General features: G+C 73.5%; 15 protein-coding genes and 1 riboswitch. Of the genes, 7 read left to right on the forward strand and 8 right to left on the reverse strand.

Annotated features, from left to right (window positions below):
* Positions 1-14 precede the first annotated feature (14 nt).
* Together ACZ51S_RS07420 and ACZ51S_RS07425 are read left to right on the forward strand one after the other, a co-directional pair.
* A complete protein-coding gene (locus ACZ51S_RS07420; RefSeq protein WP_468960052.1) occupies positions 15-1,880 on the forward strand; it encodes a hydroxysqualene dehydroxylase in 1,866 nt (621 codons plus the stop codon).
* 34 nt (positions 1,881-1,914) lie between these two features.
* Positions 1,915-2,718: a helix-turn-helix domain-containing protein gene (locus tag ACZ51S_RS07425; protein ID WP_468802441.1), complete on the forward strand. Its 804-nt coding sequence runs from the start codon at positions 1,915-1,917 to the stop codon at positions 2,716-2,718.
* Here the strand turns inward: ACZ51S_RS07425 and ACZ51S_RS07430 are convergent.
* Entirely contained in the window at positions 2,704-3,129 is a 426-nt protein-coding gene (locus tag ACZ51S_RS07430; protein WP_468479227.1) for a hypothetical protein, read from the reverse strand. The genes ACZ51S_RS07425 and ACZ51S_RS07430 overlap by 15 nt on opposite strands.
* A gap of 476 nt (positions 3,130-3,605) precedes the next feature.
* On the opposite strand from ACZ51S_RS07430, the gene ACZ51S_RS07435 reads away from it, so the two are divergent.
* Positions 3,606-4,172: a toxin-antitoxin system, toxin component gene (locus ACZ51S_RS07435; RefSeq protein ID WP_468802439.1), complete on the forward strand. Its 567-nt coding sequence runs from the start codon at positions 3,606-3,608 to the stop codon at positions 4,170-4,172.
* A gap of 82 nt (positions 4,173-4,254) precedes the next feature.
* Positions 4,255-5,514, forward strand: a complete 1,260-nt coding sequence (locus ACZ51S_RS07440; RefSeq protein WP_468479229.1) for an MAB_1171c family putative transporter — start codon at positions 4,255-4,257, stop codon at positions 5,512-5,514.
* 160 nt (positions 5,515-5,674) lie between these two features.
* Here the strand turns inward: ACZ51S_RS07440 and ACZ51S_RS07445 are convergent, their stop codons facing one another.
* Positions 5,675-6,349 carry a hypothetical protein gene (locus tag ACZ51S_RS07445; protein ID WP_468960054.1) on the reverse strand — a complete coding sequence of 225 codons (675 nt, stop codon included), beginning with the start codon at positions 6,347-6,349 and terminating at the stop codon, positions 5,675-5,677.
* 563 nt (positions 6,350-6,912) lie between these two features.
* Between ACZ51S_RS07445 and ACZ51S_RS07450 the strand changes: the two genes are divergently transcribed.
* The gene (locus ACZ51S_RS07450; protein WP_468960055.1) at positions 6,913-7,968 is read left to right on the forward strand and encodes a hypothetical protein; all 1,056 of its coding nucleotides are present in this window, start codon (positions 6,913-6,915) and stop codon (positions 7,966-7,968) included.
* A 95-nt stretch (positions 7,969-8,063) separates the two neighbouring features.
* Here the strand turns inward: ACZ51S_RS07450 and ACZ51S_RS07455 are convergent, their stop codons facing one another.
* Both ACZ51S_RS07455 and ACZ51S_RS07460 read right to left on the reverse strand, forming a co-directional pair.
* The gene (locus tag ACZ51S_RS07455) at positions 8,064-9,323 is read right to left on the reverse strand and encodes an NADH:flavin oxidoreductase/NADH oxidase family protein (protein WP_468960058.1); all 1,260 of its coding nucleotides are present in this window, start codon (positions 9,321-9,323) and stop codon (positions 8,064-8,066) included.
* Positions 9,324-9,384: 61 nt separating this feature from the next.
* A complete protein-coding gene (locus ACZ51S_RS07460; RefSeq protein WP_468173116.1) occupies positions 9,385-10,230 on the reverse strand; it encodes a bifunctional 5,10-methylenetetrahydrofolate dehydrogenase/5,10-methenyltetrahydrofolate cyclohydrolase in 846 nt (281 codons plus the stop codon).
* A 60-nt stretch (positions 10,231-10,290) separates the two neighbouring features.
* A riboswitch (ZMP/ZTP riboswitch) is annotated at positions 10,291-10,392 on the reverse strand.
* 57 nt (positions 10,393-10,449) lie between these two features.
* Here ACZ51S_RS07460 and ACZ51S_RS07465 point away from each other — a divergent pair.
* Complete coding sequence (locus ACZ51S_RS07465) at positions 10,450-11,211, forward strand: methyltransferase domain-containing protein (protein ID WP_468802435.1); 762 nt, start codon at positions 10,450-10,452, stop codon at positions 11,209-11,211.
* Between the two features lie 214 nt (positions 11,212-11,425).
* Positions 11,426-13,012: an RNA polymerase sigma factor gene (locus ACZ51S_RS07470; protein ID WP_388942593.1), complete on the forward strand. Its 1,587-nt coding sequence runs from the start codon at positions 11,426-11,428 to the stop codon at positions 13,010-13,012.
* 113 nt (positions 13,013-13,125) lie between these two features.
* Here ACZ51S_RS07470 and ACZ51S_RS07475 read toward each other — a convergent pair whose 3' ends face one another.
* The 4 genes from ACZ51S_RS07475 to ACZ51S_RS07490 all read right to left on the reverse strand — a co-directional run bounded on the left by ACZ51S_RS07475 (position 13,126) and on the right by ACZ51S_RS07490 (position 17,849).
* A complete protein-coding gene (locus ACZ51S_RS07475) occupies positions 13,126-13,566 on the reverse strand; it encodes an SRPBCC family protein (RefSeq protein ID WP_468802434.1) in 441 nt (146 codons plus the stop codon).
* A gap of 42 nt (positions 13,567-13,608) precedes the next feature.
* Positions 13,609-15,024, reverse strand: coding sequence for an amino acid permease (locus ACZ51S_RS07480; RefSeq protein ID WP_468960060.1), 1,416 nt, complete (start codon positions 15,022-15,024; stop codon positions 13,609-13,611).
* A gap of 75 nt (positions 15,025-15,099) precedes the next feature.
* The gene (locus tag ACZ51S_RS07485) at positions 15,100-17,265 is read right to left on the reverse strand and encodes a phage holin family protein (protein ID WP_468960062.1); all 2,166 of its coding nucleotides are present in this window, start codon (positions 17,263-17,265) and stop codon (positions 15,100-15,102) included.
* Between the two features lie 179 nt (positions 17,266-17,444).
* Entirely contained in the window at positions 17,445-17,849 is a 405-nt protein-coding gene (locus ACZ51S_RS07490) for a hypothetical protein (protein WP_388942602.1), read from the reverse strand.
* Between the last annotated feature and the right edge of the window lie 138 nt (positions 17,850-17,987).

Here is a 17,987-nt window from a genome sequence, read left to right on the forward strand (position 1 = left end):
ACAAGGAGGCGGGCATGGCCGGTACGGACGGCACGGGCGGCGTGAGCGGCACGGAAGGCACGGGCGGCACCGAGGACACCGGCGGCACGGAGGGTGCGGGCGGCACGGGGAGCTCCAGGCGTACGTTCATCGCGGGCGCGGCGGCCGCCGCGGGCACCCTCCCGGCCCTCGGGGCCCTCGCCGCACCGGCCGCGGCGGTCCCCGGCCCGCCGGCGGCGCACCGGCGGGCGGTCGCCGTCCTCGGCGGCGGGGTGGCCGGGCTGACCGCCGCGCACGAGCTGGCGGAACGCGGCTACGCCGTCACGGTGTACGAGCGCCGGGCCCTGGGCGGCAAGGCCCGCAGCATGGACGTGCCCGGCAGCGCCCGGGGAGGCCGCAGACCCCTGCCGGCCGAACACGGCTTCCGCTTCATCCCGGGGATCTACCACAACCTCCCGGACACCATGCGGCGGATCCCCTTCCCCGGCAACGCCAACGGCGTGTGGGACAACCTGGTGGCCCCGCCCGAGATGATGTTCGCCCGGTCCGCCGGACGCGAGGACCTGCGCACACCCATCCCCTGGCCCGGCCACTCCCCCGCCGAGCTGACGCCGGAGGAGCTGCGGCGCGCCCTGACCGGCATCCTGGAGTCCCTGGTACGGCTGCCCGCGCACGAGACGGCGTACTTCGTCAACCGGGTGCTGGTCTTCCTCACCAGCTGCGACGAGCGCCGTGACGAGGTGTGGGAGCGCACCCCGTGGTGGGAGTTCACCCGGGCCGCGCGGATGTCGGCCGAGTACCAGCGCATCCTGGCCGTCGGCATCACCCGCAACATCGTCGCCACCAAGGCCGAGGAGGCCTCGACCCGCACCGTCGGCACCCTCGGGGAGGCCTTCGTCTGCAACGCGCTCGGCCGGGGCGCGGACGGCCCGCCGGACCGGATCCTGAACCTCCCCACCAACGAGGCGTGGATCGACCCCTGGGAGCGGCACCTGCGCTCCCTCGGCGTGGAGTTCCGGATCGGCTGGACCGTCCAGGAGGTCCGGTACGGGGACGGCCGCGTGAGCGGGGTCGCGGTCCTGGACCCCGACGGGGCCCGGCGGACCGTCACCGCCGACCACTACGTCAGCGCCCTGCCCGTGGAGCACGCCCGCCGCACCTGGAGCGCGGCACTGCGGGCCGCCGACCCGATGCTGGGGCGCTGCGACCGGCTGCGGACCGACTGGATGACCGGCATCCAGTTCTACCTGACCGAGCGCGCCCCGTTGGTGCACGGGCACTTCAACTGCATAGACTCCCCTTGGTCGTTGACGGCGATCCAGCAGGCCGCGCACTGGCCGGCCCGCGACTTCCCGGCCGACTACGGCGACGGCACGGCCGTGGACTGCCTGTCGGTGGACATCTCGGAGTGGGACAAGCCCGGCATCCTGTACGGGAAGACGGCCAAGCAGTGCACCCGGGAGGAGGTGGCGCGCGAGGTGTGGGCCCAGCTGAAGGCCTCCCTCAACGACACCGGGCGGACCCTGCTGGCCGACCGCACCCTGCACTCGTGGTTCCTGGACCCGGGCGTGGACGGCCTGGGCACCCCGGAACCCACCAACCAGGACGAGCTGCTGATCCACCCGACCGGCACCTTCCACGACCGGCCGAGCGCGGACACCCGCGTCCCCAACTTCTTCCTCAGCGGCGACTACGTGGCCGTCGACATCGACCTGGCGACGATGGAGGGCGCGAACGCCTCGGCCCGCGCCGCGGTCAACGCCCTGCTGGACCGGGACGCTTCGACGGCGCCCCGGTGCGCGGTCATCCCGCGCTACCGCCCCCCGGAGCTGGAGTCCGCGAAACGGCACGACCTGTGGCGCTACCGTCTCGGCCTGCGGAACGTCTTCGACCTGGGCTGACCGGAGCGCCGCCGCGCGGGTTACCGTCGTGGTCATGAGCATCACGGCCTCCACCACGCCCACGCTCGGCGCCCTGCTGCGGACATGGCGGGAGCGGCGCGGGGTCAGCCAGCTGGAGCTGGCGGGCCGCGCCGGCTCCTCGTCCCGGCACATCAGCTTCATCGAGACCGGGCGGTCCCGGCCGAGCGAGGAGATGGTGCTGCGGCTCGCCGACCGGCTCGACGTGCCCGTACGGGAGCGCAACGCGCTGCTGCTCGCCGCGGGTTACGCCCCGCACTACCCGCACACCGCGCTCGACGACCCGGCCATGGACACCCTGCGCGAGGGCGTCCAGCGGCTGCTGACCGGCTACGAGCCCTACCCGGCGCTGGTCGTCGACGCCGTGTACGACGTGGTGGCCGCCAACCGGGGCATCGCCATGCTGCTGGACGGGCTGCCGGAGCACCTGCTGACCCCGCCGCTGAACGCCATGCGGATCACCCTGCACCCGGAGGGCCTCGCCCCGCGGATCCGCAACCTCGGGCAGTGGCGCGCGCACCTGCTGGCCCAGATGGAGCGGCAGATCGCGCTGGCCCGCTCCGCGCCGCTGCGCGCGCTGTACGAGGAGGTGTCCGTCTACCCGGTGCCGGAACGCCCGGGCGGCGGTGGACCGGACGAGCACGTCCCGTACATCGCGCTCCCGATGGTGATCGAGCACGACGGGCACCTGCTGTCCTTCGTCTCGTCGATCGCGACCTTCAACACGCCGATGGACGTGACCGTCGCCGAGCTGGCGATCGAGACCTTCCTCCCGGCCGACCCGGCGACGGTGAAGTACCTGCGCTCACTGGGCCCCTGAGCCGGCCGAGCGCAGCGCCAGCTGCTGGAGGAGCGCGAAGGAGGCGACGGTGAGGGCCTGCGCCGGGATCCACACCGCGCCGGCCGCGGTCGGCGAGAACCAGGCGGCGAGCGAGACCAGACTGAGCGCGGCCCAGACGTAGTTGGCCTCGATGACGAACTTCACCGGGAAGACCGGCGGGCGGCGGCGCGAGGCCAGCCAGGCCACTCCGGCGCCGAACGCGGTGAGGAAGAGGCCGAGGCCGAGGAGGGTGCTCGTGCCGACGCCGAGGAGCCGGCCGAGCGGGGCCGGGAAGAGCGCGTAGGCCAGGCCGTTGCCGGTGGTGACGACCGCGTCGAGGGCGAGGAAGCGGCGCAGCATGGTCTGCGGGACGGTGGTGCGGGCGATGCTGCCGAGCAGGGTCGCGGACATGGGCGGATCAGCCTCCATCGGGGGTCGGACGTGCTGGTGGGGACGGGTTCCGGAGCCGAGTGCGCGGCCCCGGAACCCGATGACCCCACTGTGCCGCCGGGCCCCGGCCGGGGTCGATTACCTCCGGGGTCATGGCGGTGCCGGCACCTCACCCGCGCCTCATCCGCACCTCATCCGCGCGGGGCGCGGGCCGTCCCGGCGGCGCGTGCGGGGGACGCGGTGGTTGGGGGCGGGACAGGCGGTTAGGCTTCACCGCACCGAGCCACACCGAGCCACACCTAGTCACACCTAGTCACACCGAGCCACCGGCCCGAACGCCTCGCCGCCCTACGGAGAACCTCCGGTGCGAGCCGCCGCCCGACCCGGCCCGGGCGGTGCCGGGGCCCGCCACGCGGCGGTGCCGGCGGGCCTGACCGGTGGTCCCGGGCCGGAGCCGCGGGCCGTGCGCCCGACCGTACCGCCGAGGGGGAAGCGCGATGAGGACCACACGGAGCATGCGGAAGCTCGGCGCCGAACTGCTGGCGGAAGCCCGGCTCACGGCCCCCGCCGGGGTCGCCGAGATCATCGGGGGCCTGTGCGCGGCCTTCGGGCGGCGCCGTAGCTGCGGCCGGCCGGTGGACTTCCGCTTCGCCCCGTTCCCGCCGGAAACGGCCAGCGGGCTGTGGCTGGAGCTGGAGGAACGCGACCTGGTCGTAGTGGAGGCCCGCACCCGGCCCGAGCACCAGCTGGTCATCGCCTGCCACGAGCTGTGGCACATCGAGGAGGGCGCCTGCGACGGCCACGGCCCCGGCATGGCGGTGGCCGCCCGCCTGACGGGCCCCCGCGGCAGCCTCACGGACCTGCTGCGCCCGGACTCCGCACTGGACTCGGTGGTCCGTCAGGCGGCCGCCCGCGCCGACCGGGAGGACCCGGCCGAGATCCGGGCCGAGACCTTCGGCCTGCACCTCGGCAAGATCCTGAAGCCCTTCCTGCCCCCGCCCCGGCAGCAGCCCTCCTCCGAGGAGATCGAACGCATCAAGTCCTCCCTCGGCTGGGGTCGTTGACCGCGTCCCCCCGACGCCCGGAGCCCCACGGGCTCCGCCCTCGCCGCACCCTCCGAAGGAAAGCACCGCGCATGCCCCCCACGTGCCCCCGCCACCGTGCCGCCACCCCGGCCCCCTCCCCCGCTTCCGTGCCGGCCGCCGGTACCGGGACCCCCGGCCGCTCGCGGTGAAGGACGGCCTGCCCCTCTACCTGGCGGGGACGGTGATGGTGCTGGCCCTGCTGATCAAGGCCCCGGCCCTGCGCCGGGGCTGGGACCAGCCGCTGATGCGGGCCGTGTGCGCGCTGCTGGTGGCCGGCTGCCTGCTCACCTTCCTGGCGGCCCCGCCGTCCCTCGCGGCGGTCAACAGGCTCACCGGCGTCGTCAACTTCGCCGCCCCGCTGGTGTACGGCGTACTGACCGCCTTCTCGGGCGCCTCCATCGTGCTGATCCTGCACTGGGCGGGAGGCCCGGCCGCGCGGCTGCGGCGGGCGACCTGGGTGACGGTGGGGGTGTTCGGCGCGGTCACCGTGCTGATCACGGCCCTGTTCGTGATCGGGGACGCGCCCGTGGAGCGGCTGCGGGACCTGGACACGTACTACGCGAACACCCCGTGGCTGCGCGAGATGATCGTCTGCTACCTGCTGGCGCACACCGCCGGCAGCGCCGCGCTGAGCGTGCTGTGCCTGAAGTGGATGCTGCGGGTCGATCCCGCGCTGCGGCCGCTGCGGACCGGGCTGGCGCTGCTCACCCTGGGCGGGGTGCTGGACCTCGGGTACCTCGTCGCGAAGTGGGCGGCGGTGGGGGCCCGCTGGGCGGGCCACGACTGGGACGGCCTGTCCACGTACGTGGCCCCGCCGCTCGCCTCGGCGGCGGCGCTGCTGGTGGGCACCGGGTTCATCGTCCCGATGGCCGGCGGTTCGGCCGTCTGGCGGGACTTCAGCCAGTACCGGCGGCTGCGCCCGCTGTGGCGGGCCCTGCGCGGCTTCGCGCACCGCGGCGTGACGCCGGTCCCGCTGACCTGGTGGTCGCCGGTCGGGATCCGGCTGATCCACCGGGAGTCGGTGATCGACGACGGGCTGCTGGCCCTCGCGAGCTGGTTCGACCCCGCCGTACGGTCGGCGGCGTACGGGGCCGCGCGCCGCCGGGGCCTGACGGAGGCGGAAGCCTCCGTGGTGGCGGACGCGGCCATGCTGGCCGCCGCCTGCCGGGTCCGGGCCGCCGCCGAGGGTGCGGGCGCCCCCGCTACGGACGCCGCGGAACCCGCCCCGTACCGCCTCGACGGCCAGCCCCTGGCCGCGCTGGCCCGGGAGTTCCGCCACTCCCCGATCGTGGAGGCGGCCCGCAGGGGGACGCTCGGCTGAGGGCCGTCCGGTAATCCCCGGCGGGCGCGCGGCGCCGGCTACGGCAACTCGCCGCTTTGCCGGGATCGCCCAAATAAGCCCAGTATGAGGACGACTCTCCGCCTCGGGATGCACCGCATCCGATACCGCGCACTGACCCACCGCGGATACGGGACAGCCCTTACCAGTCGGAGCGGCGGTTGAGGACCTCGTTCCATACGTCGCCGCCATCAGCCCAGATCCAGAGCCAACGTCGCAGTGATGACGACGAATGTCGCAGGCCGTCATGCGGGTCTTCGCCCCATGCGGGCTCCCAACCGTCAGCGTCGTAAAGGAGCACCGGGTTGTCGACCGCAGTCAACGAGAGGTGCCACTCCATCGTGCAGCCGCCGTACGCGAGGTGGAGCCACGACGCCGGCACACCCCGAGTCCGGTTCCGTTCGTGGATGCTGACCGCACACGGCCAGTCGTGGAGGTGCCCGAGTGGACGGTTGCCCTCGGTCAGGGAGGCGAGCCCGCTGTCGGGGCCGAAGCCACCGTTGGCGACCTCGGTGTAAACGCGCCGCAGCAGTTCGGGGAGGGGGCGTCCGATTCGTCGCTCCGCCTTCTCCACCTCGGCCGGGGCGATCGGCGGGAACAGCGGTCCACGGGCAGCATCGGCGTAGTAGACGGCCACCTCCTCGGCCCCTGCCTTGAGCTGGACTGTCCCGTTGCTGCCGTACGACACGATGTCGTCTCGGTCCTGGTCCAACCGCTCGCTGCCGTAGCGCTCGGTTATCCATGCGACAGGGACGTCTGCTGCGTCGAAGCGCCGGCCCGGGTCCCACGCGCGAGCCCGCAGCCTCTCGATCAGCATGTTGTCGTCCCTCTCCCCGGCCTTGGGCTCGGGGAGGGGCTCGCGGCAACGTGTCGCGGGCGTGTCGTATGGGGGGTAGGTCATGCGCCGGGAGCTTACTGCTGGACTGTGACTGCGAGCCCGAGCCGTCGGAGGCAGATGATGCCACGGGCGAGTCCGAGCAGACCGCGAGAAGTGCTGCGTGCAGGCAGAACCAGAGGCCGCCTTCCGTCCAGTCCCTCGGACGACGTCAGGCGGCCACGCCCGAGCAACCCGCAGTCCGGATGGACGCGTCGCGCCAGGCCACACCCGTACGCAAGACGTAGAGGATAGCGGCCGGCGCGACCCGGCGGCCCCCGGCCCTGGCTGAATGCGACTGGCCTGGGAAGCGCTTCCGGCCGGGGAGGGCCCGACGCAGAATGTCCGGTCGGAGCGGGTGTCCGTCCGATCCCCCGCTCTCGCCAACAGTGCAGGGGGACGTTGTGACAACGCGGTTGATGACGGCGGCGGCTCTGACGGCGGGGCTCATCGCCCCATGGGGGACGGCCGGTGACGCGCAACCCGCCCCGCAAGCGGGGAGGGTGATGCGTGAGCTGCGGCCGCCGGACGGGTACGCGTCGACGCACAGTCCCGAACTCCTGAGCAACGGCGGGCATGCCGTCGGCATGGCGAGCGACGCCCGGGGAGAACTGCACACCCATGTGCGGTGGGAACCCGACGGGTCGGTCGTCCGTCTCGGCGGCCTCGGGACCCAGTGGATGGACCCCAAGGCGATCACTGACGACGGGGTCATCGCCGGTCACGCCGCGACCCCCGACGACAAGAACCACGCGGTCACGTGGGACGCCTCCGGTACGCCCAAGCGGCTGGAGGAGCCCGCCGGATACCTGGAGTCCTGGGCCGACGACATCAACAACCAGCACGTGACGGTGGGAACGGCAACGCTCTACCACGACATCTGGGCCGTGCGCTGGGACCGTGACGGCAGGGTGACCTTCCTGGAACGCCCTCAGGGTGCCATCGGCAGCCATGCGACCGGTATCAACGACAGCGGGGAGATCATCGGAGGGGCCCGTTTCGGCGGCGGCCTCGGCGCGGCCGTGCGCTGGGATGCCACCGGGAAGGTCACGTACCTGGGCATCGACCCCTTGCGCTCCGGAGCCGTGGACATCAACAACCGGGGAACGATCGCCGGCAGCGCGTTCGACCCCACCACGGGCAGCTGGCGCGCCGCCCGCGCGCTGCGCTGCTGCGTCTTCCGCGTCATGCCCGGATCGTCCGCGGACAGCACGCTCTTCGACGTGAACAACCGCGATGTGTTCCTGGGCAGCCAGAGGCGTGCCGACGGCTGGTCGGACATGGTCCGCTGGGAGATCGACCGCATGGTGGTGCTCAAGCCCGTTCCCGGGACCACCGACATCCACGTGGCCCCTCAGCTCAACGACTCCGGCCTCGCCATCGGCTCTTCGGATCGACGGGCCGCGATCTGGGACATCGGCGGCAACGCGTCCTTCCTTCCCGACGAGAAGCCCGGGCACGTCGTGCAGAACTCCTCCGCTGCCGCGATCAACAATGCCGGGCAGGTCCTCGGACAAGTCACCTACTGGGACGTCCCCCGGCATGCGGTCATCTGGCAGTGAAGGGGTCCGGTGCCGTGACCGGGAAGGCCCGCCGGGCCGGATGGTGAGGCCCGGGCTGCGGGGCGGTGTCCCCCGCGGGGTGCCGCGAGCCGGCTCTAGGCGGTCCCCCGCGGGGTGCCGCACGCCGGCTCGCGCGAGAGCCAGGCCCCGTACGCTCGGACCCTGCGCCGGTGCCGGATGTTGTCCGCGGTGAGGATCCAGCGGGGGGAGACCCGGGCGCGGGGTTCCAGCCCGTGGGCCAGCCGGTCCAGCTGGAAGCGTACGAGGGCCAGCGTGCCGGCGGCCGCCAGGCTCCGGTCGCGCCACTCGAGCCGGGGCACGTCCACCCGCGCGTCCTCGCCCGCCCGCCAGCGCCGGGGCAGGTCGGGGCACAGGGCGAGGGCGGAGGCCATGCCGACGACGGCGACGCCGCGGGCCAGGGCCTTCTCGGCCGTGGCGCGGCGGGTGATGCCGCCGGTGAGCATCAGCGGCACGGCCGCCGTCCCCAGCAGGTGTTCCGCGAGGGAGAGGAAGTAGGCCTCCCGTTCCAGGGTCCGCTGGTCGGTGGTGTGGCCCATGCTGGCGGGGCTCTCGACGGTCCCGCCGGACAGCTCGACCAGGTCGACGCCGAGGCCGTCGAGGGCCGTGATGACCTGGGCGGCCTCCTCGGTGTCGAAACCGCCGCGCTGGAAGTCGGCGGCGTTCAGCTTCACCCCGATCGCGAAGCCCGTCGAGACGCCGGCGCGGACGGCGCCGACGGTCTCCGTGAGCATCCGTACGCGGTTGTCGAGGCTGCCGCCCCAGCGGTCGGTGCGCCGGTTGACGAGCGGGGAGAGGAACTGGCTGAGCAGGTAGCCGTGCGCGGCGTGGATCTGCACCCCGTGGAAGCCCGCCTCCTCGGCCCGCCGGGCGGTGAGGGCGAAGCGGGCGATCGTCGCGCCGATGTCGGCCTCGGTCATGGCGGTGGGGTGGGCGAAGCGCTTGGTGTGCCGGCCGAGGCGGATGGGGACGGCGGAAGGGGCCCACGCGGTGCCGGGCATGTCGGAGCCGACCTGGCGGCCCGGGTGGTTGATCTGCATCCAGACCCGGGCGTCGCCGGACGTCGCGGCGTCGGCCCAGCGGCGGAAGGGCTCCAGCGGGGAACGCGCGTCGAGGACGACGGTGCCCGGGGAGGTCAGGGCCCGCCGGTCGACCATCACGTTGCCGGTGATGACCAGTCCGGCGCCGCCCCGCGCCCAGCGGGCGTACAGCCGCTCCAGGCGGGTGTCGGGGAGCTGGCCGGGCTGGGCGGCGAAGCTCTCCTCCATGGCGGCCTTGGCGAGACGGTTGGGGAGGGTGGTGCCGCCGGGAAGGTCCAGCGGTGCGAACAGGTCCATCCGGGTCCCCCCATGCTCGTGGCGCGGCCGTCACGCGGGGCCGCGCCACAAGATGATCGCCTCAGAGGTCCGCGAGGTCCAGCCCGGCCTGGGCCGCGGCGGCCCGGACGGTCTGCTCCAGCAGCACCGCGATCGTCATCGGGCCGACGCCGCCGGGCACCGGGGTGATCAGGGAGGCGCGGGCGGCGGCCGACTCGAAGTGGACGTCGCCGACGTTGCCCTCGTTGTACCCGGCGTCGAGGACGACCGCGCCGGGCTTGATGTCCTCGCCCCGGATGAACTCCGCCTTGCCGACCGCGGCGACCAGGACGTCCGCCTGGCGCACGATCGAAGACAGGTCGCGGGTACGGGAGTGGCAGTAGGTGACGGTGGCGTTCTTCTCCAGCAGCAGCATCCCGGCGGGCTTGCCCAGGATCGCGCTGCGGCCGACGACGACGGCGTGCTTCCCGGTGAGGTCCACCCCGTACTCCTCCAGCAGGCGCATGATGCCGCCGGGGGTGCAGGAGACGAAGCCGGGCAGGCCGAAGCCCATGGCGGCGAAGGAGTGCATCGTCACACCGTCGACGTCCTTGCCGGGGGCGATGGCCTCGAAGGCGGCGCGCTCGTCGATGTGGTGCGGGACGGGGTGCTGGAGCAGGATGCCGCTGATCTCCGGGTCCTCGGAGAGGGCGGTGATCGTGGCGACGAGCTCCTCGGTGGTGGTCGCGGCCGGCAGCTCCACGTGGCGGGAGGTGATCCCGGCCTTGGCGCAACGGTTCTGCTTCATCCGTACGTAGGTGACGGAGGCCGGGTCCTCGCCGACGAGGACGGTGGCCAGGCAGGGAGCGGTACCGGTGCGCTCGGTGATCTTCGCCGCGAGGGCGGCGGTCCGCTCCGAGACGCGGCGGGCGAGGGCGGTGCCGTCCATGAGCTGGGCGGTGGCGGTGGGGGCAGTCGTCACGGGGTCTCCTGAACGTCGCTGCGGATCGCGGTTCGCCCAGGCGCGCGGCAGACGGCGTACGGCCCCGCGGGCCCACACCGGGCCGCTCCCCGGTGGTGATCCACCCGAACGCCAGTCACGGCCCGGTGCCCACTGTAGTCGACATATCCGGTGGAAGAGCGGGGACCGAGCTGGGACGATCGGGACATGACGCGCACGTTCGACCATCTCGTCGCCGAGGCCGGGTCCGTCTCGGTGGACGGCTGGGACTTCTCCTGGCTCGACGGCCGGGCCACCGAGCAGCGGCCCTCCTGGGGCTACCAGCGCCTGCTCGGCGAGCGTCTGGGACAGGTCGGCTCCGTCCTGGACATCCAGACCGGCGGCGGCGAGGTCCTCGCCGGAGCGGGCCCGCTGCCCGCGCTGACGGCGGCCACGGAGTCCTGGCCGCCGAACGTCCGGAAGGCGACCCGGCTGCTGCACCCGCTGGGCGCGGTGGTGGTGGCGGACCCCGACGAGCCGCCGCTGCCCTTCGCCGACGAGGCCTTCGAGCTGGTCGTCAGCCGGCACCCGGTGACCGTCTGGTGGGACGAGATCGCCCGGGTGCTGGTGCCGGGCGGCACCTACCTCTCGCAGCAGGTGGGTCCGGCCAGCGTCTTCGAGCTCGTCGAGTACTTCCTCGGCCCGCAGCCGGAGGAGGTCCGCCGCGCCCGCCACCCCGACGACGCGGCCGCCGACGCCGCGAAGGCGGGTCTGGAGGTGGTCGACCTGCGCTCCGAGCGGCTGCGTACGGAGTTCCACGACATCGGGGCCGTGATCTACTTCCTGCGGAAGGTGATCTGGATGGTGCCCGGCTTCACGGTCGGGCAGTACCGGGAGCGGCTGCGCGAGCTCCACGAACGGATCGGACGCGAAGGTCCGTTCGTCGCGCACACCGCCCGTTTCCTCATCGAAGCCCGCAAGAAGGGGTGACCGGGAGGGCCGACGGATCCCCGCCGGATCGGTTGCGCGGGCACAGCGTGGCGCAGGTCACTCAATTCAGCGCGTAACGAATCGACTCGGGCAGGCGATGAACCGACAGGTGTCCTCGCGCGGCCCCGGAATACAGACCCGCTTCGGTCTGTTTCCCGAGTCCGCGCGATGATGTCCCGCCCACTCCTTATCTGTTCGCAACGAGAGGCTCCTTGTGTCGCTCAGCCCGTCCCGTACGTTCCCTCCGGAGATCGCCGAATCCGAGGCCCTGGTCGCGCTCGTCGAGCGCGGCCGCGAGCAGGGTCACATCAACGGTGACGATGTCCGCCAGGCCTTCGAGGCCGGCCGCATCCCGGTGGACCAGTGGAAGCGGGTCCTGCGCAGCCTGAACCAGGTCCTGGACGAGGAGGGTGTCGCCCTCCACGTCAGCGCCGCCCCCGCCACGAAGGCTGCTGCCAAGAAGCCCCGCAAGGCAGCCGCCGCCCCGGCCCGCACCGTGACGAAGAAGGCGGTCGCCGCACCGCGTCCCATCGGCGCGCGCAAGGCCTCCGCCACCGCTCCCGCCCCGGCCGCCGCCGCGGCGATATCCGCTCCGTCGGCCACCGCTTCGCAGGAGGTGTCGGCCGAGGCCGCCGCCGAGCCCAAGAAGCGGGCGGTCAAGAAGACCGCCGCCAAGAAGGCGACGGCCACCAAGAAGACCGCGGCCTCGAAGAAGGCCGGCGCCAAGGACGCCGACGACGCCGAGACCCCGGTCGTCGAGGGTGAGGACTGGGCCGTCGAGGACCTCGCCGACGACGCCGAGGAGGAGACGCCCAAGGCGGCCGGCCAGGGCTTCGTGCTGTCCGACGACGACGAGGACGACGCCCCGGCGCAGACCGTCATGGTCGCCGGTGCCACCGCCGACCCGGTCAAGGACTACCTGAAGCTGATCGGCAAGGTGCCGCTCCTCAACGCCGAGCAGGAGGTCGAGCTCGCCAAGCGCATCGAGGCGGGTCTGTTCTCCGAGTACAAGCTCGAAGAGGAGGAGGACCACAAGCCCGCCTTCAAGCGCGAGCTGGAGATCCTCGTCGAGGACGGCCGCCGCGCCAAGAACCACCTGCTGGAGGCCAACCTCCGTCTCGTGGTCTCGCTGGCCAAGCGCTACACCGGCCGCGGCATGCTCTTCCTGGACCTGATCCAGGAGGGCAACGTCGGTCTGATCCGCGCGGTGGAGAAGTTCGACTACACCAAGGGCTTCAAGTTCTCCACGTACGCGACCTGGTGGATCCGGCAGGCGATCACGCGCGCCATGGCCGACCAGTCGCGCACCATCCGCATCCCCGTCCACATGGTCGAGATCATCAACAAGCTCGCCCGTGTGCAGCGCCAGATGCTCCAGGACCTGGGCCGCGAGCCCACCCCGGAGGAGCTGGGCAAGGAACTCGACATGACCCCCGAGAAGGTCATCGAGGTCCAGAAGTACGGCCGCGAGCCGATCTCGCTGCACACCCCGCTGGGTGAGGAGGGCGACAGCGAGTTCGGTGACCTCATCGAGGACTCCGAGGCGGTCGTCCCGGCCGACGCCGTGTCCTTCACCTTCCTCCAGGAGCAGCTGCAGTCGATCCTGGGCACGCTCTCCGAGCGTGAGGCCGGCGTGGTCTCCATGCGTTACGGCCTCAACGACGGCCAGCCGAAGACGCTGGACGAGATCGGCCGCGTGTACGGGGTCACCCGTGAGCGCATCCGCCAGATCGAGTCGAAGACGATGTCGAAGCTGCGCCACCCGTCGCGTTCGCAGGTGCTGCGCGACTACCTGGACTGATCCGCTCCCGGTACCGGCACACACCGGAGGCCCGCGCCGTACGGCGCGGGCCTCCGCGTTTTCCGCCTGGGCACCGGGGCTGTCCGCCGCTGACAGCGGCGGACAGCTGCCGGTCAGTGCTCCAGCAGGTGCTTGAGCTTCTCCTCGTTGCGGGGCATCTCCTTGCGCATCCTGGGCTTCACCACGAGGGGGACGAGGCCCCTGCCCAGGCCGTGGCCCTCGAAGTCGACGGAGAGGGTGACGCGCGAGCGGGTCCCGTTGTCGAGGGGCTCGATCCTGCCGCGCACGTGCGGCCTGACCGGGCCGTCGACGCCGTGGACGTGCCAGCTCCTCGGCGGGTCCAGCTCGGTGAACTCCAGGGTCGTGGGGATCCTCCGCCTGCCGTACCGCCGGGTGACGGCGACCCTCGAACCGACGTGCACGGGCAGGTCGCCCATCGGGACGGCGGACACGGCGCTGTCCTGCCACTCCGGCAGGTGCGTGGGGTCCGTCACGTACGCGAAGACCTCCTCGGGCCTCCGGTCGATGTCGATGGTGTTGCTGATCGCTGACATGGCGACCCCTTAGCGCCCCCCTGGCCGGCCTTTCCTTCCAAATTACTCCCCGGCCGAAACGGCCGCGCGCCCCTTGCGGGCCGCCATCAGCGCGTACACGAGGACGCCCGCGAAGAGGAACAGCACGCCCTGGTAGACGGCCGCGTAGCCGGAACCGGCGACCAGCCACATGGAGAAGGCGAAGGCCACGCCGGCGAGGACGGCGTCGCGGACCAGCTGCCCGCGCCGGACCCGCTCCGACTGGCCCGACGCCAGGAAGTAGAGCTGGGCCGCGGTGGAGAGCAGGTACGGGACGGTCGCGGTGAAGGTGGTGACCAGGACCAGGATCTCGAAGACCCGCGCGGAGCCCGCGGTGTAGTTGTAGACGGTCAGGCAGGAGGCCAGGACGACCGTGACCAGCACTCCGACGACCGGGACCCCGCGCTGCTTCTTCTCGAAGACCTTGGGGAAGAGCCCGTCCTTGGCGGCCGCGTACGGGGTCTGCGCACTGAGCAGGGTCCAGCCGTTGAGCGCGCCGACCATCGAGACCACGGCCGCGCCGGCGACCAGGGTGCCGCCCCAGGTGCCGCCGAAGACGGCGTTGACGGCGTCGGTGAAGGGGGCCTGGGAGGAGATCAGCTTCTCGTGGGCGACCAGCCCGAAGACGGACAGGGTGCCGAGCAGGTACACGACGGCGGCGCCGACGGTGCCGAGGACGGTGGCCCGGCCGACGTTGCGGGCCGGGTCGCGGACCTCGCCGGCGCTGACGGCGGCGGACTCGACGCCGATGTAGCTGAAGAGCAGGATCGCGGCGGAGGCGGAGACGGCCCCGATGGTGCTCTGCCCGGCGGCCTGGAAGGGGCCGAGGTTCGCCGGGTCGAAGAAGAACAGGCCGCCCACGGCCACCAGCAGCAGCGGGACCAGCTTCAGGACGGTCGACACCACCTGGACGGCGCCCACGTAGCGGGTGCCGGCCAGATTGGCGAGGGCGGGCAGCCACTGCACGGCCAGCGCGGCCAGACACATCGACCACCGGTGCTCGCCCACGGCCGGGAAGAGCACGGCGAGGTAGCCGACGGAAGCCACGGCGAGGGCGGCGTTCGAGACCCAGGCGGTGATCCAGTAGCTGTACGCGGCGAGGAAGCCCGCGAAGTCGCCGAAGGCGGCGCGTACGTACACGTAGGGGCCGCCGGTCCGCGGGTGGCGTTCGGCGAGGCGGCCGAAGACCAGGGCGAGGGCGATCGCGCCGACGGTCAGGATGCCGAAGGCCAGCAGGCTGACGGTGCCGAAGGGGGCGACGGAGGCCGGGAGCAGGAAGATCCCGCCGCCGATGATGTTGCCCATGACCAGGCAGACGGCCACCGGCAGTCCGAAGCGGCGGGTGTGCCGGTCGCCCCGGGGGCCGGCGGCCAGGGGGATCCGTACGGCGGCCCCGGGGGCGGTGCTGTCCTCGACGGCTGGGGCTGCGGTGCTGGTCATCGGTGGTGCGCCTCTGGGTGTCTCACATGGTGGGCAGGTCAGCACATGGTTGACCACGGCGGAGTGCGCGACAAGTCACCGGGTTTCGTCCGGCGCGGGCACCCCTGCGGAAGGAAGGGTTCCACCCGATCCGGCCCCGGGCCGCGAATCCTCCCGGGCGGCCCTCGCGGAGCGTTCGCCACCGGGCTCCGCGTTCTCCCGGCCTTCGTGGCCCTCCCCGCCCTCCCGGCCTGCGGCCGCCGGCACCGGCTGCCCGGGCTTCTCCGCGGGCCGGCCGTCCAGCGGGACCTGGGGGCCGTCGGCCTCGCGCAGCCAGCGGCGCAGCACCGCGTGCACGGCCTCGGCTCCCACCAGCTCCGGGCCCGGCTCCGACAGCCCCGTCGGCCACATCAGGAAGGGACGGGCCTGCTCCCCGCCCAGCCCGCCGTGCGAGCCGATCTGCTCCTCGAAGGCGTGCACGGCACCGGTCGCCGGGTCGTACGCCGAGTTGACCATGATGTCGGCCACGTGCGGGAAGGAGTCCGTCCGGCGCACGGCCCGCGCCGCGCCCGGGCCGAAGGGGGCCAGCAGTTCCTCCGCCTCCCCCGGTACGTCCAGCCGCGCCACCGCCCCGTCCCGGCCCAGCACCTCCCCGTCCACCAGCAGGAAGCCCACGCCGGGGTGGTTGGCCAGGGTGGGCAGCAGCGCGGGGTGCGCCCGCTCGATCCGCGCCCTCGACGCCCGCCCCGGCACGTCGGGGAAGGAGATCAGCCCGAGGTTGCCCGAGGCCAGCACCACCGGACCGCGGCCGGGTCCCGGGTGGGCCTCCTCCCCCTCCTCCTCCACGGGCCGGTGCAGGGCGGCCAGCACCGCGGCCCGGGCCTCGGCCCCGCTGCGGGTGCGGCCGGCCCGGCGGGAGACGGGCAGCCCGCAGCCCGCCCGGACCAGGTCCTTCAGGCTGAGCCCGTACCGGCCGAGGAAGGTCTCCCCGGGGCTCTGGCCGTGGTCCGACAGCAGCACGACGCGGTACTCGCGCGGGGCGTGCTCGGCGACCCTGGCGATGAGGGCGAGACTCCGGTCCAGCCGGGCCAGCACCCGGTCGGCGTCCCGGCTCTGCGGGCCCGAGTGGTGCGCGACCTCGTCGTAGGCCACCAGGTCGGCGTAGACGGCGGCACGGCCCGCCAGCATGTCCCCGATCACCGCGGCGACGACCACGTCCCGCTCGACCACCGTCGCGAAGGCCCGGATCAGCGGGTAGAGCCCGCCCCGCGCCACCCGGGGGCGGTCCCCCCGGACCCGTGAGCGCAGCGACTGGCCGATCTCGCGGCCCACCTCGGCGACGAAGGACAGCGCGGTGCGCACGGCGTTGGCCGGGTCGGAGAAGTACGCGAAGTACCCCGCGCGGGAGCGGTGGGCGCGGCCCCGCCGGGCCGCGACGGACAGCACCAGCGCCAGCTGGTCGGCGCCCCCGCCGAACAGGTTGCCCCGGCTGGCGCCGTCCAGGGACAGCAGCCCGCCGTCACGGGTGCGCGCGACCGCCCGGCGCTGGAGCTCGGCGGCGCTGGTGGGCCGGTTGCAGACCATCACCTCGCCGGTGTCCTTCTCGTACCAGCGGAAGGCCGGCACGTCGAAGTTGGAGCCGTGCAGGATGCCGAGCTGGCTGGCGCCCGTCTGGCTGGACCAGTCCGTGTGCCAGGGCATGACCCGGTGGCTGCGCTCCAGCCAGCCGGCCGCCGTGGGCATCAGCCCCTCGGCCGCCGCCCGGCGCAGCGCCTCGTACCCGACGCCGTCGAGCTGGAGGAAGACCACCCCGGAGCTGCCGCCGGTGGGCGCCCCGAACCGGCGGCGGCGCCGGTCCGCGAGCCGGTACAGCCGGCGCCGGTAGGCCTCGTCGTCGCGCACCGCGAGCGCGGTGGAGGTGGCCGAGGCCACGGCGGACATCGCGGCGGCGACGACCACCGCCGTCTCGGGCGCGACCGCCGCGCCCCGGCCGGCGGGGATCAGGCTGAGGGCCATCAGCAGCAGCGAGCCGTTGAGGAAGAAGACGAGCAGCCCGAGCACGAGGGCGGGCACCAGCAGCAGGGCCCGTACCAGGACCGGCCACACCAGCGCGCTCAGCACGCCGAAGGCCCCGGCGCCCCAGGCCGCGGTCAGCCCCGTCCGGGTGATGCTGCCACCGTCGGCGGACTGCAGGCGGAAGTCCGGCAGGATCCCGGCGAGCGCGAGCATGGTGAGGGTCGACGCCGCCCAGACGAGCACCACGCGTACCAGTGCCCGGCCCGCGGGCCGCCAGCGCAACCGCTCCCGCCACACGCCGCACCCGCCTCGCTCCCCGGCCCGCGCCCGGCCCGCGGTCCCCTCGCCAGCGTCGCACAGGGCGGCGGGAGCGACCGGTCGACACGGGTGGCGCACGGGAGTACGGGCCCGGCGGGCGGCGGCGGTCAGGTGCCGTCGTAGCCGGCGGTCGGCATGGACAGCCGGCGGTGCACCTCGGCCTTCATGGCGGAGGTGTAGGCCGGTTCGTCCAGCCCGGCCGTCTCCAGCCGTACGCCGCGCCGCGCGCACTCGGCGGTGAACTCCTCGACGGAGCGCAGGGCGCGGGCCAGGACCCGGTGGTTCGGGGCGACGAACAGGTCGACCTGCCCGGCGTCCACGTCGCGCCAGAGCCCGCAGTGGTCGGTCCGCAGTCCGTAGAAGAGCAGCTGCCGGGTGACCACGTACCCCTGCTCGGCGGCCCACCGCACGCACATGGCGTGCTGGCTGCGGGTGTCCACGGTGAAGGGGTCGGCGTCGAGGTCCTCGAGCGGGGCCAGGCTGGCGATAGCGGCCACGCGCAGCGCATCCATGGCGCCCGACCCTACTCCGATCCGGGCCCGGGGAGGAGGGGGCCGACGGGTTCCGCTTCCGCGCGGGCGGTCGGGCGGACGGTCGGGCGGTCGGGCGGGGGAGGTCCTAGGCTCGTCCTGTCGAGGGAAGGGGGTGCG

This window comes from Streptomyces sp. NPDC034043, assembly GCF_055575675.1.

What these genes read in the sequence shown, in the direction of transcription:
- ACZ51S_RS07480 (WP_468960060.1), bottom strand. Translation starts at nt 15,024, where the DNA reads ATGACCAGCACCGCAGCCCCAGCCGTCGAGGACAGCACCGCCCCCGGG.
- ACZ51S_RS07455 (WP_468960058.1), bottom strand. Translation starts at nt 9,323, where the DNA reads ATGGACCTGTTCGCACCGCTGGACCTTCCCGGCGGCACCACCCTCCCC.
- ACZ51S_RS07445 (WP_468960054.1), bottom strand. Translation starts at nt 6,349, where the DNA reads ATGCTGATCGAGAGGCTGCGGGCTCGCGCGTGGGACCCGGGCCGGCGC.
- ACZ51S_RS07490 (WP_388942602.1), bottom strand. Translation starts at nt 17,849, where the DNA reads ATGGATGCGCTGCGCGTGGCCGCTATCGCCAGCCTGGCCCCGCTCGAG.
- ACZ51S_RS07420 (WP_468960052.1), top strand. Translation starts at nt 15, where the DNA reads ATGGCCGGTACGGACGGCACGGGCGGCGTGAGCGGCACGGAAGGCACG.
- ACZ51S_RS07460 (WP_468173116.1), bottom strand. Translation starts at nt 10,230, where the DNA reads ATGGACGGCACCGCCCTCGCCCGCCGCGTCTCGGAGCGGACCGCCGCC.
- ACZ51S_RS07430 (WP_468479227.1), bottom strand. Translation starts at nt 3,129, where the DNA reads ATGTCCGCGACCCTGCTCGGCAGCATCGCCCGCACCACCGTCCCGCAG.
- ACZ51S_RS07435 (WP_468802439.1), top strand. Translation starts at nt 3,606, where the DNA reads ATGAGGACCACACGGAGCATGCGGAAGCTCGGCGCCGAACTGCTGGCG.
- ACZ51S_RS07425 (WP_468802441.1), top strand. Translation starts at nt 1,915, where the DNA reads ATGAGCATCACGGCCTCCACCACGCCCACGCTCGGCGCCCTGCTGCGG.
- ACZ51S_RS07465 (WP_468802435.1), top strand. Translation starts at nt 10,450, where the DNA reads ATGACGCGCACGTTCGACCATCTCGTCGCCGAGGCCGGGTCCGTCTCG.
- ACZ51S_RS07450 (WP_468960055.1), top strand. Translation starts at nt 6,913, where the DNA reads ATGCGTGAGCTGCGGCCGCCGGACGGGTACGCGTCGACGCACAGTCCC.
- ACZ51S_RS07475 (WP_468802434.1), bottom strand. Translation starts at nt 13,566, where the DNA reads ATGTCAGCGATCAGCAACACCATCGACATCGACCGGAGGCCCGAGGAG.